This is a genomic window from Clostridium vincentii (assembly GCF_002995745.1).
GTDB lineage: Bacteria > Bacillota > Clostridia > Clostridiales > Clostridiaceae > Clostridium > Clostridium vincentii.
Genome location: NZ_PVXQ01000001.1, coordinates 92,239 through 107,135, shown reverse-complemented (window position 1 = coordinate 107,135; position 14,897 = coordinate 92,239). Strand labels below are relative to the sequence as shown.

Below are 14,897 nucleotides of genomic sequence, written 5' to 3'. Positions count from 1 at the left end.
CAGCAAAAATATTAACGTGGAAATGTTAACTATTTCCTCGTTAAATTTTATGAAAAAATACATAAAAAAATAGGTAGTGTAAACGTATATATATTAGTAGTTTTTTTATTAGTGTAGTATAATTGAATTATGTAGAATGAATTTAAATTTAATGGAGGTAATTATGGCGAAGAAACCAGTTATGCTAATGATAATGGACGGGTTTGGTTTAGCACCAAAATCAGAGGGTAATGCAGTTGCATTAGCTAATAAACCGAATTTTGACAGATTACTAATGGAATATCCTAACGCACAACTTCAAGCAAGTGGAATGGCGGTAGGTTTACCAGAAGGACAAATGGGAAATTCAGAAGTTGGACATTTAAACATAGGATCAGGAAGAGTAGTATATCAAGAATTAACAAGAATTACTAAGTCTATTGCAGATGGAGATTTTTATAATAATAAAGAACTATTAAAGGCAATGAAAAATTCAAAGGAAAACAATGTTCCACTACATTTGATGGGACTTCTATCAGATGGTGGAGTTCACTCACATATTGAACATTTAAGAGGATTATTAGAATTTGCGAAAAAAGAAGGACTTCAAAAAGTTTATGTACATGCATTCATGGATGGAAGAGATGTACCACCATCATCAGGTAAAGATTTTGTAGTAAAGACTGAAGAAATGATGAAGGAAATTGGAATAGGTGAAATCGCTACTGTAAGTGGTAGATATTATGCTATGGATAGAGATAATAGATGGGAAAGAGTTGAACTTGCTTACAATGCAATAGTACTAGGAAAAGGTGAAACTGCCAATTCAGCTGTAGAAGCTATGGAAAAATCATACCATGACAATAAAACAGATGAATTTGTATTACCAGCAGTAGTAGTAAAAAATGGAGAAGCTATAGGGAAAATTCAAAATGGAGATTCAGTAATATTCTTTAATTTCAGACCAGATAGAGCTAGAGAAATAACTAGAGCTATAAATGATAAAACATTTGCTGGATTTAATAGAGAAACTTTAGATCTTACATTTGTTACTATGACACAATATGATAGTACTTTAGAAGGTGTTAATGTTGCATTTACACCACAAACATTACTAAATACTCTAGGAGAATATGTTTCTTCAAAGGGAAAAAACCAACTTAGAATAGCAGAAACAGAAAAATATGCTCATGTTACTTTCTTCTTTAATGGTGGAGTTGAAAAACCTAATGAAGGTGAAGATAGGGTTGTTATCCCATCACCTAAGGTTGCTACCTATGACCTTAAGCCTGAAATGTCAGCTTATGAGGTTACTGAGGAACTACTAAAGAAAATAGATGAAGATAAGTATGATATGATAATATTAAACTTAGCTAATGCAGATATGGTTGGTCATACAGGAATAGTTAAAGCTGCAATTAAGGCAGTAGAAGCTGTTGACACATGTCTAGGTAAAATAGCTGATAAGATTCTTGAAAAAGATGGAACATTATTTGTTACTGCTGATCATGGTAATGCAGAAAAAATGATAGATTTCTCAACAGGAACTCCATTTACTGCTCATACTATACTACCAGTACCATTTTTATGGGTATCAAAAAACATAAATGGAAGAGTATTGAAGCCAGGAAAGCTAGCAGATATAGCTCCAACTATGCTTAATGAAATGGGCGTTGAAGTTCCAGCTGATATGACTGGAGATTGCTTAATTTCTAAATAAGCACATGAAAAGAAATAACAGACCAAAGATGCGATGTATATATTTAAAGACATTGTTACAGTTTTAAATTGTAACAGTGTCTTTTTTTATTACAAAATTGTTATAATTCAGTATACCCTTTTGTAATATTCACAAGGTAATATAGACCTATAGTAGTTAATGAAGGGAGAAATAACGATGATAGTAATTAAAACTGAGAATTTAAGTAAGGTTTATGGAAAGAAGGACAATAAGGTAGTTGCATTAGATAATGTAAGCATAGAGGTTGAAAAGGGAGAATTTGTTGCAATAATAGGGGCAAGCGGTTCAGGAAAGAGTACGTTGTTACATCAAATAGGAGGAGTGGATGGACCTACTAGTGGAAAGGTAATTATAGATAATGAAGATATATATAAGCTTAAGGAAGAAAGCTTAGCCGTATTTAGAAGAAGAAAGATAGGTTTTGTATTTCAATCATTTAATCTAATACCAGTATTATCAGTAGAAGAAAATATTAAGATGCCAGCACTTTTAGATCATAAAAAAGTTGATGAAGAATACTTTAAAGATTTAGTTAAAACTTTAGGAATTGAAGATAGGTTAAATCATTTGCCGTCAGAACTTTCAGGTGGACAGCAACAAAGGGTTGCCATGGCAAGGGCTTTAATTAATAAACCAGCAATTATTTTAGCAGATGAACCTACGGGAAATTTAGATAGTGAAAATTCAAAGGAAATTATGGAGATGCTAAAGGTTTCTATAAGAAAATATAATCAGACAGCAATAATAATAACTCATGATCTAGCTATTGCTGAAAATACGGATAGAATTATAAAAATCAAGGATGGAAAAGTAGTTGAATAGGGGAGAGAAGACTATGAAGAGCTATAGTCAAATAACTAATAGATACATGAAAGAAAATAAAAAGAGAACAGCTCTAACAATTGTAGGAATCACTTTAGCAACAGTACTAATATTTGCAGTTGGAACCTTCCTATTAAGTTTTAGGGATTCATATATTGCAAGCATAAGGGCTGAAGGTGATTATGAATTCCAAGTTAGGAATATAAATAAGGAACAGGTAGATAAGGTTATTAATAATGCTGAAATTAAAGATAGTTCAATATTCAATCAAGGGGAAGTTTATTCCTTGAAGGACAGTGTGAAAACAGTAAATCTTTCACAAGGAAATAAAGAATACTTTGAAAAAATAAAAACTAAAGAAATTTTAGAAGGTAGAGAACCAGAAAAAACAGGAGAAGTAATAATAGATAGCAGTGAAAAGGCTCTTCTTAAGTCTAAGCTAGGTGATGAGTATACTTTAATAGGGGTAAATGAAGAAGTTAAGGTTCAGATAGTAGGAGTATATAAAGCAGCAAGTTATTCTTCAGAGGGACCAATTACATTTACAACATATTTAGAGAATAGCGCTATTAATTTAGATTCTAATTATACTGTTTATGTAAATCTAAATTCTGAAAAAGATAAACAAGAAATTATAGATAAAGTTATAAGTAATGCTAATATTCAGGTTGAAGAGAATACTAAAATTGAAAATTTAGAATTGCTTTATTTAACGGGTAATGGCTCAGGAAAATCAATTGCAGTGGCTTTAAAGAATATGGCAATATTCGTTGTTATTATAATAATGATTTGTACAATAACAGTAATATACAATTCATTTAATATATCAGTAATGGAAAGAATAAAGTATTTTGGAATATTAAAAGCAATAGGTGCTACCCCTAAACAAATAAAGAAAATTATATTTAAAGAAGGGATACTCATGGGGCTTATAGCATTACCAATAGGATGTTTAGTAGGATTTATAGCCCTTAAGTATGGAATGAAAATATTCATAGGAGATGATCTTTTAATATTCCTAACAAATTTTAATGTGAAATTTTATCCAAGTATTATTTTAGTTACAGCAATATTAGTTTCAGTAACTATTTGGTTATCTATTTTAGGCCCTGCAAGAAAAGCACAAAAAGTCTCAGCAGTTGAGGCAATGAGGAATAAAAATGAAATTAAAATAGGCAAAATTAAGAGAAGAAAAGGAAAGTTTGTAGAAAAGATATTTGGAATTGAGGGAAGCTTAGCTTATAAAAATACAAGAAGAACTCCCTTCAGATTTTTTGTAACTGTTATTGCGTTAACAGTTTCATTAATACTATTTAATGTATTCTATGGATTTTTAGATTACACAAAACAAGCTGTATCACAGATGTATATGAATATTGTTTTCGATTCCAGTTTAACAAAAGCTAATGAGGGAGAAGAATTCACTCAAGATGAAATTAACGAGGTAAATAAAAATATATCTGCTAAAGAAAAATATGAATGTTATCTGGGTTATTCAAACTTAGCTATTCCAATAGACCGGGTTAATGGAGAATATGAAGGCAAAGCAAATAGACCTGTAGGCTCAGATATAATAGATGATACCGGATATAGAGAAATTACGGGAGCATCAATATATATTGAGGGTGAAAAAGAATTAAAACTAGCAGAACAATATTTACTTGATGGCAAAATAGATATGGAAGCTTTAAAAAATGGTGGAGTAGTACTTATTGATAGCACAAAAACAACTAATGAAGATGGGAGTAAAGAAATTATTAGAGCTACTAATTATAAAGTTGGAGATAAAATAAAAATTCCGAAATTAGATAACTATAGCTCAAAAAATGAAGAATCAAATGACACTAATATAAGGGCAGCCATTAACAATAATAATTTTATTGAAGTGCCAGTTGTAGCCATAGTAGAAAAGGACCCCTTTGTTGGGGAATATGTAAGTGGTGGAATTGAGCTGTTACTGCATAAAGATGGTTCTGCAAAATATTTTGGAAAGGTTAATCCAAATTCTTTATTATTTGATTTTGGAGATGATGAAAATAGTACAGTAGATGCTATAAAGTATATTGATGGAGTGAAGGATGCTAAGGGTTATGCATATACTGATATAGGAGACCAAGTAAATCAGATTGAACAAATGTATGGGCAAGTTGAGTTTTTTGTATATTGCTTTATAGCAATAGTAACAGTTATATCTGTCGTAAATATATTTAATACAATTTCTACGAATCTATTGCTTAGAAGAAAGGAATTTTCAACTCTTAGGGCAATAGGAATGACAGAGAATCAACTTAGAAAAAGTGTAATGCTAGAGGGAACTTTATATGGAGTTTTTGCAGCGATATTTGGAGGAATAGGATCTACAGCGCTGCTTCTTCTATTAATAAAAATAAGTGGAGGGCTAGCTGATATAAAATATAATTTTGCCTATATTCCATTTAGCCTGTCAATAGTAGCAGCTATAGCATTAACCTATATATCTACAATGATACCACTCAGAAAATTAAGAGATCTTAGTATAGTAGAGGGTATTAATGATGATGAATAGAAAATGATATTTAAGTATAATGTTATATACAAGTAGTTTTAAAGTTGGATAATTTAGTCTATAATATAGATATTAATAGAAAAACTCCTGCAAAAAAATGTAGGGGTTTTTCTACATAACTATGGAGGCTTTATGAAAATTTTATTGGTAGAAGATGATATGACTTTAGCTATGGGAATTGAATATTCGTTGAAAAATGAGAACTTTGAAGTTGTGTGTGCTGCCACTTTAAAGGAAAGCAGAAATAAATTTAAAGAAGATGATATAGATCTTATTTTATTAGATGTTACTTTACCAGATGGAAGCGGATATGATTTTTGTAGAGAAATAAGGGAGAATGATACTACTCCTATTATATTTTTAACAGCCTGTGATGAGGAAGTTAATATAGTTTTAGGGCTAGATATGGGAGCAGATGATTATTTAACAAAACCTGTGAGAGTTAGAGAGCTAATAGCTAGAATAAATGCAGTGGCTAGACGACGAGGTTTACAGAAGGAAGACCAGTTAAAGGATAGAATTATTTGCAAAGACTTAGTTATTTTCCCTTTAAAGTATGAAGTTTATAAAGGACGTGAAAAAATATTTTTAACATCAAGTGAGTACAAGCTTCTTTTATTATTAGTTGAAAATAGAGGTAACGTTTTAACTCGAAAGCAACTTTTAGGAAAGATATGGGATATAGAAGGAGACTTTATAGAAGAAAAAACTCTAACAGTATATATTAAGAGACTAAGAGAAAAACTTCTAGAGGACAAAGAAGAGCCTTATATAGAAACAATAAGAGGAATAGGCTATAAATGGATAGAGGTTAGAAAATGAGAATGGAAAAGGTTTTTAGAAATCCAGAAGCTAGGAGAGTAACAAGAAAATTTATTATAGTTTTAATTATAGGGGTAATTAGCATAGCGATTACCTCTTTTGCCATTGGAAAGTACATAAACAAATTAATGATAGATCAAAATACAGTAACTATTGCTAATATATTAGAAGGAAAAACGGATTCAAGTATAATAAAAAATTTCTATGAACTAAGAGACGTTGAAAAGATAGATGAGGCAAAAGCTCTGTTAAAAAGTTATGGATATGATGAAACTCTATCGTTAAGCAGTAATGAAATACATAAAAAGATTTTAAATATAATCCTTATGACATTTATCCCTATGGCAGTAATTTTTCTCATGGTTCTTTATATAGTTTTTATAAGAGAATTAAAGGGTATTTATTTTCAGATTAACAATATTGTAGAGAATACTTGCGCTATGTCAAAGGGAGAATATAAAAAAATTCAAGAGTATATGGGAGAAGGAGAGATGGAAAGCTTAATTTCTTCATTAAATTACATGGGAGAAAGAGTTAATAATTCTATTAGATTATTAAGGGAAGATAAGGAGAATTTAAAAGACTTTCTATCAGATATATCTCATCAATTAAAAACTCCTCTTGCATCCCTAGTTATGTTTAATGATTTAGTAAGGGAAAATGTAAATATGCCCAATGATGATAGGGCAACATTTTTAGAAAAATCGGATGAACAATTAAGAAGAATGGAATGGCTTATAATGAATCTATTAAAGCTTGGAAGAATCGAAGCAAATGCCATTAAATTTGAAGAAGAAATACAACCTTTGAGAGATACCATAAATCTTGCAATGTCTTCTCTTAGAGAAGAAGCAAAGAGAAAAGCTCAAGAATTAATAATTACTGGAGATTTAGATGCGGAAGTTCTTCATGATAAGGAATGGCTTTCAGAGGCGATTTCTAATATAGTAAAAAATGCAATTGAACATACTGAAGAACAGGGGAAAATTAAAATTAAAGTAAACAAGGGACCGCTTATAACAAAAATATATATTAAAGATAATGGGCCAGGAATATCAAGGGAAATGCAAAAGAAAGTATTTAAGCGCTTTTACAAGGGAGAGAATAGTAAAAATCCTAAGAGTATAGGTATTGGATTATCTCTTGCAAAAAGTATTATTGAGGGTCAGGGAGGAGAAATAAAAATAGTTAGTGAAGAAGGCCTTGGAACTACCTTTATAATTAGCTTTATTAGACCTATAAATTAATGAATTTAATACTATTAGTCAAATGAATAACTTTTGCTTTTATGAATAAATATATAACAGAGTAATTATAGGATTGATAGCATGAAAAAATATCATTGTTATTCAGCAAACTTTGATGAAAAGACTGAAGAGTTATTCAAAGATGCTAAATTTTTAGGACAAGGTAATAATGGAGTTGTTTACAGTTTACCTGAAAATAAAGTGATTAAGATTTTTGTAGAGGAGTCAGTGTGTAGAGATGAAGCTATAATACTTGCTGAATCAAAGGGGTCTAAGTACTTTCCTAGGCTTTATAAAAGAGGTAGGTTTTACATAGTTCGAGAAATAGTTCAGGGAATAGAGTTAGATAAGTACATTAAAAAACATGGTCTTAATAAGGAACTTACTGCTAATATATATATGTTAACAAAGGAGTTTAAAAGGTTACGATTTTCTAAGATTGATACAAGATGTAAGGATATTATGGTACGTGAGAATAATAAAGTGATGATAATTGATCCTAAAAAAGCATTTAAAAGAAATGTGAATTTCCCTAGACATTTAATGAAGGGACTTTTAAAGCTTAAGGTCCTTGATGAATTTTTCTCTTATATGATGGAGATAGATAAAAAAAAGGGGAAAGAATGGAAAAGTAAATTTCAAAAATATTGGTCTAAAGAAAAATTGAAAGCTAAACATATTAAGCTAACGGAGAATGATTATTAGATTACTATATACAATTAATGAAATATTTGCTATAATATAAATGAAAACAGTTTTCAATAACACTTGTATATTTGCTATAAAAGTTAAATTTTTTGAATATAACTATTTTATTTAGCAGATACTAATCCTGTTTATGAAATTAGAAATTCAGATGTTATATAGTAAAAAAAAGGAGGAAATTATAATGAAAAATTATGTTGAAATTGTTGACGTTGTTGGAAGACAAATATTAGATTCTAGATGTTTCCCTACAGTTGAAGTTGAGGTTTATTTAGAGGACGGTACTATTGGAAGAGCCGCAGTTCCATCAGGAGCATCTACAGGGATGTTTGAAGCTGTTGAGCTTAGAGATGGAGATAAGGATAATTACTTAGGTAAGGGAGTTCTTAAGGCAGTTAAAAATATTAATGAAGATATTGCTGATGAATTAATTGGTTTAAATGTATATGATCAAACATATATCGATAAGACTTTAATAGAATTAGATGGAACTAAGAATAAAGGAAAGCTTGGAGCAAATGCTATACTAGGAGTTTCCCTAGCTTGTGCCCGTGCAGCGGCTACATCATTAGGAATTCCATTATATCAATACATTGGTGGAGTAAATGCTAAGGTATTACCAGTTCCTATGATGAACATAATAAATGGTGGTTCTCATGCTGATAACTCAGTGGATTTACAAGAGTTCATGGTTATGCCAGTAGGAGCAGATACTTTTTCAAATGCATTACAAATGTGTGCAGAAGTATATCATACTTTAAAGAAAATTTTAAAAGATAAGGGATATGGTACTGCGGTAGGCGATGAGGGTGGTTTTGCACCTAACCTTAAGTCAAATGAAGAAGCCATATTAGTCATTATAGAAGCTATAGAAAAGGCTGGATATAAGCCAGGTGAAGATATGTTTATAGCAATAGATCCAGCTGCATCAGAGTATTATAAGGATGGAAAATATGTTTTAGAGCATGAAGGTAAATCCTTAACTTCTGAAGAGATGGTAGACTTCTTTGAAAAATGGGTTAATAAATATCCTATTATATCAATTGAAGATGGAATGGCAGAAGAAGATTGGGATGGCTGGAAGCTAATGACTGAAAAACTAGGCAAGAAGATTCAAATAGTTGGTGATGATTTATTTGTTACTAACACAGAAAGATTAGAAAAAGGTATTGAAATGGGAGTTGCTAACTCAATTCTTATTAAACTAAATCAAATTGGAACTTTAACAGAAACTTTAAATGCTATTGAAATGGCTAATAGAGCTGGTTATACAGCTGTAGTATCTCATAGATCAGGTGAAACTGAGGATACTACAATAGCAGATTTAGTTGTAGCTGTAAATGCAGGTCAAATTAAAACAGGTGCACCAGCTAGAACTGAAAGAGTTGCTAAGTACAATCAATTATTAAGAATTGAAGAAGAATTAGAGGATGTTGCTGAATATAGAGGAAAGAAAGCATTCTTTAATCTTAAGAAATAGTTAAATTAATCCTACAGATAAGAGTTAATTCTCTATTTGTAGGATTTTTATATGCTTTAAATTAAAAAAAAGACTTTCTCTTGAAAAAAAATACTGTATATGATATTATTGTACTATTGATTAGGTGGAGAAGCCTTAAAATTAGGGGGTATTTTATGAAAAATGCACTTTTAGTTATAGAAGTAATTTTAGGATTATCAGTGATTGTATCAGTTTTAATGCAACCAAGTAAATCTGATGCCTTAAGTGGATTAGTACAAGGAAGTAGTAGTAGTGACTCGTTTTATTCAAAAAACAAATCTAAAACTAAAGAAGTTATGCTTGCAAGAGTAACAGTAGTATCAATGCTATTATTTGCAGGAATTGCAATAGGACTGAATTTAATTGGATAGATAAAAAGATTAACAGCTAATAGCTGTTTATTTTTTTATCATAAAACAAGGATTTTTAATAGATTTGGGGAATACATTAATATAAGGTTTAAATATATCTGCTTCATGTGCCTTGTAAAAAAAGTTAAAAGGAGATGAAATATATGGAATTATTAATAATACCTTTAATTTGCGGAATTGCGGCTTTGATAGTTACTATATTCATTGCAAAGAGTGTAGTAAAAAAAGATGCTGGAAATGAGAAAATGAGAGAAATAGCCGGATATATTGAGGAAGGTGCTATGGCGTTTCTTAAAAAAGAATATAAGTACTTAGCCATATTTATTGTAATCGTTGCCTTGATTATTGGAGTGTTCTTAAGCATTCAAACAGCAGTAGCATTTGTTATTGGTGCTTTATTTTCAATTATAGCAGGGTATATTGGTATGAGAACTGCAGTTAAGGCAAATGTAAGAACTGCACAAGCAGCAAAAACTGGGGTTAAAGAGGCACTTTCAGTAGCCTTTTCTGGTGGAACTGTTATGGGATTATGTGTAGTAGGATTAGGTCTTTTTGGACTGGGAACACTTACAATTGTTTTTGATTTGCATACAGAATATATTACTGGATTTGGGCTTGGAGCTTCATCTATAGCTTTATTTGCTAGAGTTGGTGGTGGAATTTATACTAAAGCTGCAGATGTTGGAGCAGATCTTGTGGGAAAAGTTGAAGCGGGAATTCCTGAGGATGACCCTAGAAATCCTGCAGTTATTGCAGATAATGTTGGAGATAATGTTGGAGATGTTGCAGGAATGGGAGCAGACCTTTTTGAATCCTATGTAGGTTCAATGATTTCAGCAATAACATTAGGAAGTGTACTTACAGCAGTTGCAGGTCGTGATGCAGCAATATTTCCTATGATTTTAGCATCTATAGGGATTATTGCTTCATTAATAGGAATATTTATTGTAAAAAGTAATAAAGGAGATAATCCTCAAAAAGCTTTAAATGCAGGAACTACAATTTCTGGTATATTAGTAATAATATTTGGAGCAGTAGCATGTTATGTAATGTTTGATAGCCTAAAATTATTTATACCAGTTGTAGCTGGATTAGTTGTTGGAATGATCATAGGTAAGGTTACTGAAGTTTATACCTCTTCTGAGTATAAGTCAGTGCAACTTATTGCAAGTGAATCAGAGACTGGACCTGGAACTAATATCATTGCAGGACTTGCAGTAGGTATGAAATCTACAGTAATCCCAATACTATTAATTGCAGTAGGAATTTTCGTAGCCTACTATGGTGTAGGTGGAAATAGTGATGCCATGATTGGATTATATGGAATATCTCTTGCGGCAGTAGGAATGCTTTCAACTACAGCTATGACAGTGGCAGTTGATGCTTATGGTCCTATTGCAGATAATGCAGGTGGTATAGCAGAAATGAGTCATCTTGACGAAGAAGTTAGGGAAATCACAGATAAACTTGATTCAGTGGGAAATACAACAGCAGCTATAGGTAAAGGTTTTGCTATAGGTTCAGCAGCACTTACAGCATTAGCTCTATTTGCAGCTTATGCACAAGCTGTTAATTTAACAACTATTGATTTACTTAATCCAGTAACGCTTATAGGGGTTTTAATTGGAGGTATGTTACCTTTCCTATTTGGAGCTTTAACTATGGCATCTGTTGGTAAGGCAGCAAGTCAAATGGTTCAGGAAGTTAGAAGACAATTTAGAGAGGACAAAGGCATTTTAGCAGGTACAGTAAAGCCAGATTATTCTAAGTGTGTAGAAATATCAACTGAAGCTGCTCTACATGAGATGATATTACCAGGAATATTAGCGATTGCAGCTCCTTTAACCGTAGGAATTCTTCTTGGAGGAGAAGCTCTTGCCGGTCTTATAGCTGGTGGTGTCGTAACAGGGGTACTAATGGCAATCATGATGGCTAATGCAGGTGGAGCATGGGATAATGCTAAGAAATATATTGAAGGTGGAGCTCATGGCGGTAAAGGTAGCTATGCACATAAGGCAGGAGTCGTTGGAGATACCGTTGGAGATCCATTTAAAGATACTTCAGGACCATCTATGAATATATTAATTAAACTTATGACAATAGTATCCTTGGTATTTGCACCGGTAATTTTAGAGTATGGTGGAATATTATTAAATATATTTAAGTAGAATAAGTTGCTTCTCAATGTTTTAAAATTCATTGAGAGGCAATTTTTTTTCTTTTTCAGGTATATATGTCCTAATTGTAAACTGATAAATTATATTGAGTTGACAATTGTCTGGTGTTGTTTTATCGTTATATAAAGAGTAATAATAAAAAAAATACGGAAATAGGATAAATTATATATTTACTTTATAGGAGAATTAAGCAATGAATCATATAATAGAAAAAATTAAAAAAACTAAAGAAAAAGGATTATATAGAGAGCTTAGATATATCGAAACGGCACAAACACCTAGAGTGAAAATTAAAGAAAAAGATTTAATACTGTTAGGGTCAAATAACTATTTAGGACTTTGTGATGATTCTAGATTGAAAAAAGTTGCCATTGATGCAATTAATAAATATGGTGTTGGTTCAGGGGGTTCCAGATTAACGACAGGAAGTTATGATATACATAAAGAATTAGAAGAGAAAATCGCATCTTTTAAAGGGACTGAAGATAGTTTAGTTTTTAATACTGGATACATGGCTAATATAGGTATTATTACATCCTTGTGCGATAGAAACTCAGTTATTTTTTGTGATAGATTAAATCATGCTAGTATTATTGATGGTTGCCGTTTAAGTGGTGCAAAACTTATCAGATACAAACATTGTGATATTAATGATTTGCTAGACAAAATAAATAAATATAAAGGAAGTAACAATTTAATTGTAACAGATGGCGTATTTAGTATGGATGGAGATATAGCCCCATTGCCTGATATTGTAAAAATTGCAAAGCGACATACTATAATGACAATGGTAGATGATGCTCATGCTACAGGCATTTTAGGGAAAAAAGGATCAGGTACTTCATCATATTTTGGATTAGAAAATGAAATTGATATTATGATGGGAACATTAAGTAAAGCCGCTGCTTCAGAAGGTGGATTTGTAGCGGGTAAGAAAGATTTAATTGATTATTTAAGAAACTATGCCAGAAGTTTTATTTACTCTACAGCATTATCACCCAGCACAATTGCAGTTTCTATAAAGGCATTAGAAATTATTGAGAAAGATGATGAAAGAAGAGTAAAATTATTAAAAATGTCTGATTGGTTTCAGAAGGAACTTGAAATAGCAGGTTTTAATTTAATTAGAACAAAAACTCCTATTATTCCTATTATGGTCGGTGAAGCTGATAAAGCTGTTGAATTTAGCAAAGGTTTATTAGAAGCGGGAGTATATATACCAGCCATTCGTCCACCCTCTGTACCTGAGGGAACAAGTCGTTTAAGAATTTCTTTAATGGCAACACATTCTCAACAGGATTTAGAAGAGGCATTAATGAAAATTAAATTAATTGGAAAACAGCTAAAAATTATTGGAGGTTAATATATGAATAATCCATATTTAATTATGCTGCCTGGTTGGGGAATGAAAAGTTTTGTTTGGAAAAGAATCAATGAATTTTTATCAAAAGACTTTGAATTAATATTTATTGAATGGGATAACGTTCATTCAGTAGATGATTTTAAACAGAGGGTAATAAGAGTTATAGAACAAAAAAAGCTTGCCTCTTTTTCTATTTTAGGATGGTCATTAGGAGCATTAGTTGCTCAAGAGATTGCAATAGATAACATTTACAAGATTAATAATATAATATTAATTGGTGGTACAAGCTCCTTTGTTCAACATAAAGAAGATGAATACAATATAGGATGGGATAAAAGAATTGTAGAAAGAATGAAGTTTCAGCTTCTTAAGAGAAATCCTCAAGAAACGCTACTTGATTTTAATAATGCTATGTTTTCAAAATCAGAAAAGCAAATTGGATATGATAAGGAATTTATGGAATTGATAGTAGATACAATTGAAAATCAATCAATAAATTCCTTAGTATTGGGACTAGATTATTTAATAAAAAAAGATTTAAGAAATAAATTAATTGATATAGATAGCCCTTTATTAATGATTCATGGTGAAGAAGATAGTATGTGTCCTTTAGAATCTACTATATATATAAAAAACATAATAAGTCATTCTAAAATAGAAGTTATAAAGAATGGAGGGCATATTCCATTTTTTACAAATCCTAATGATTGTTATAATGCCATATCAAAATTTATTAAAAAAAAGGTTAAAAGGGAAGAGAAGTTATGATTGATAAACAGCAGGTAATACTTCATTTTAGTAAAAACGCCTCAAATTATAGTCAATATGCCCACGTTCAAAAAAAGATGAGTGATGCTTTAATAGAGTTTATCCTAGAAAATAATAAGGATACTTTTAAAATAAAAAACATTTTAGAGATTGGGTGTGGAACGGGATACTTAACACATTCATTAATTGAAATTTTCCCTTCTGCACATATAACTGCTGTTGATATTGCACCAGGAATGATTGATGAAATAAAGTCTAAAATAACAACTAATGCTGTGGATTTTATTTGTAGTGATATAGAAGAAATGGACCTTGAAAATACCTATGATATTATTATTTCAAATGCCACATTTCAATGGTTTAATCATATACCAATAACTATAAAAAAATTATATAATTCATTAAATCCGAAGGGCTTACTTTGTTTTTCTACATTTGGCAAAGATACTTTTTGCGAATTAAAGGAGTGCTTTGAGATAGCAAAGCAAGCAATGGACATAAAAGAAACAATATATCCTGGGCAACTTTTTTATGGATTAAATGAATTAGCTATGTTGTGTGAAGATGCTCTGATAAATCAGAACATTGATAATGAGGTTTTAGTACAAAATAAAGAAATACTTGAATATGAGTATTTTAATAACTGTAAGGATTTTTTTTATTCCATAAAGAAAATAGGGGCTAATAATAGTAATAAAAACGGTAGGGGTACATCACCAGCTTTTATCAAAAAAGTAATGAATCTTTATAATGAAAATTTTAGAGAGAATGATAAAGTTAAAGCCACTTATCATTGTTTATTTTATAAGATGAGAGAATGTCGATAGGTTTATGTAAATTTAAAAAGAAGAAATTT

12 protein-coding genes are annotated in these 14,897 nt (G+C 30.8%); all 12 read left to right on the top strand.

Annotation, left to right across the window (positions count from 1 at the left end):
- Window positions 1-163 precede the first annotated feature (163 nt).
- The 12 genes from gpmI (at window position 164) to bioC (ending at window position 14,868) form a co-directional block, all read left to right on the top strand.
- Entirely contained in the window at window positions 164-1,699 is a 1,536-nt protein-coding gene (gene gpmI / locus CLVI_RS00525; protein WP_106058159.1) for a 2,3-bisphosphoglycerate-independent phosphoglycerate mutase, read from the top strand.
- Between the two features lie 177 nt (window positions 1,700-1,876).
- On the top strand, window positions 1,877-2,542 hold the full coding sequence (locus tag CLVI_RS00520) for an ABC transporter ATP-binding protein (protein ID WP_106058158.1): 666 nt from the start codon (window positions 1,877-1,879) through the stop codon (window positions 2,540-2,542).
- Between the two features lie 13 nt (window positions 2,543-2,555).
- Entirely contained in the window at window positions 2,556-5,087 is a 2,532-nt protein-coding gene (locus tag CLVI_RS00515) for an ABC transporter permease (RefSeq protein WP_146127295.1), read from the top strand.
- A 132-nt stretch (window positions 5,088-5,219) separates the two neighbouring features.
- Window positions 5,220-5,909, top strand: a complete 690-nt coding sequence (locus CLVI_RS00510) for a response regulator transcription factor (RefSeq protein WP_106058156.1) — start codon at window positions 5,220-5,222, stop codon at window positions 5,907-5,909.
- Window positions 5,906-7,156: a sensor histidine kinase gene (locus tag CLVI_RS00505; protein ID WP_106058155.1), complete on the top strand. Its 1,251-nt coding sequence runs from the start codon at window positions 5,906-5,908 to the stop codon at window positions 7,154-7,156. Before CLVI_RS00510 ends, CLVI_RS00505 begins: the two co-directional genes overlap by 4 nt.
- A gap of 81 nt (window positions 7,157-7,237) precedes the next feature.
- Complete coding sequence (locus CLVI_RS00500; protein ID WP_106058154.1) at window positions 7,238-7,861, top strand: serine/threonine-protein kinase; 624 nt, start codon at window positions 7,238-7,240, stop codon at window positions 7,859-7,861.
- Window positions 7,862-8,045: 184 nt separating this feature from the next.
- On the top strand, window positions 8,046-9,341 hold the full coding sequence (gene eno, locus CLVI_RS00495) for a phosphopyruvate hydratase (protein ID WP_106058153.1): 1,296 nt from the start codon (window positions 8,046-8,048) through the stop codon (window positions 9,339-9,341).
- 155 nt (window positions 9,342-9,496) lie between these two features.
- The gene (gene secG / locus CLVI_RS00490; RefSeq protein WP_106058152.1) at window positions 9,497-9,733 is read left to right on the top strand and encodes a preprotein translocase subunit SecG; all 237 of its coding nucleotides are present in this window, start codon (window positions 9,497-9,499) and stop codon (window positions 9,731-9,733) included.
- Window positions 9,734-9,876: 143 nt separating this feature from the next.
- Window positions 9,877-11,901, top strand: a complete 2,025-nt coding sequence (locus tag CLVI_RS00485) for a sodium-translocating pyrophosphatase (RefSeq protein ID WP_106058151.1) — start codon at window positions 9,877-9,879, stop codon at window positions 11,899-11,901.
- Between the two features lie 202 nt (window positions 11,902-12,103).
- A complete protein-coding gene (gene bioF / locus CLVI_RS00480; RefSeq protein WP_106058150.1) occupies window positions 12,104-13,273 on the top strand; it encodes an 8-amino-7-oxononanoate synthase in 1,170 nt (389 codons plus the stop codon).
- A 3-nt stretch (window positions 13,274-13,276) separates the two neighbouring features.
- Window positions 13,277-14,041 carry an alpha/beta fold hydrolase gene (locus CLVI_RS00475; RefSeq protein ID WP_106058149.1) on the top strand — a complete coding sequence of 255 codons (765 nt, stop codon included), beginning with the start codon at window positions 13,277-13,279 and terminating at the stop codon, window positions 14,039-14,041.
- Window positions 14,038-14,868 carry a malonyl-ACP O-methyltransferase BioC gene (gene bioC / locus CLVI_RS00470; protein ID WP_106058148.1) on the top strand — a complete coding sequence of 277 codons (831 nt, stop codon included), beginning with the start codon at window positions 14,038-14,040 and terminating at the stop codon, window positions 14,866-14,868. Before CLVI_RS00475 ends, bioC begins: the two co-directional genes overlap by 4 nt.
- Window positions 14,869-14,897: the final 29 nt, after the last annotated feature.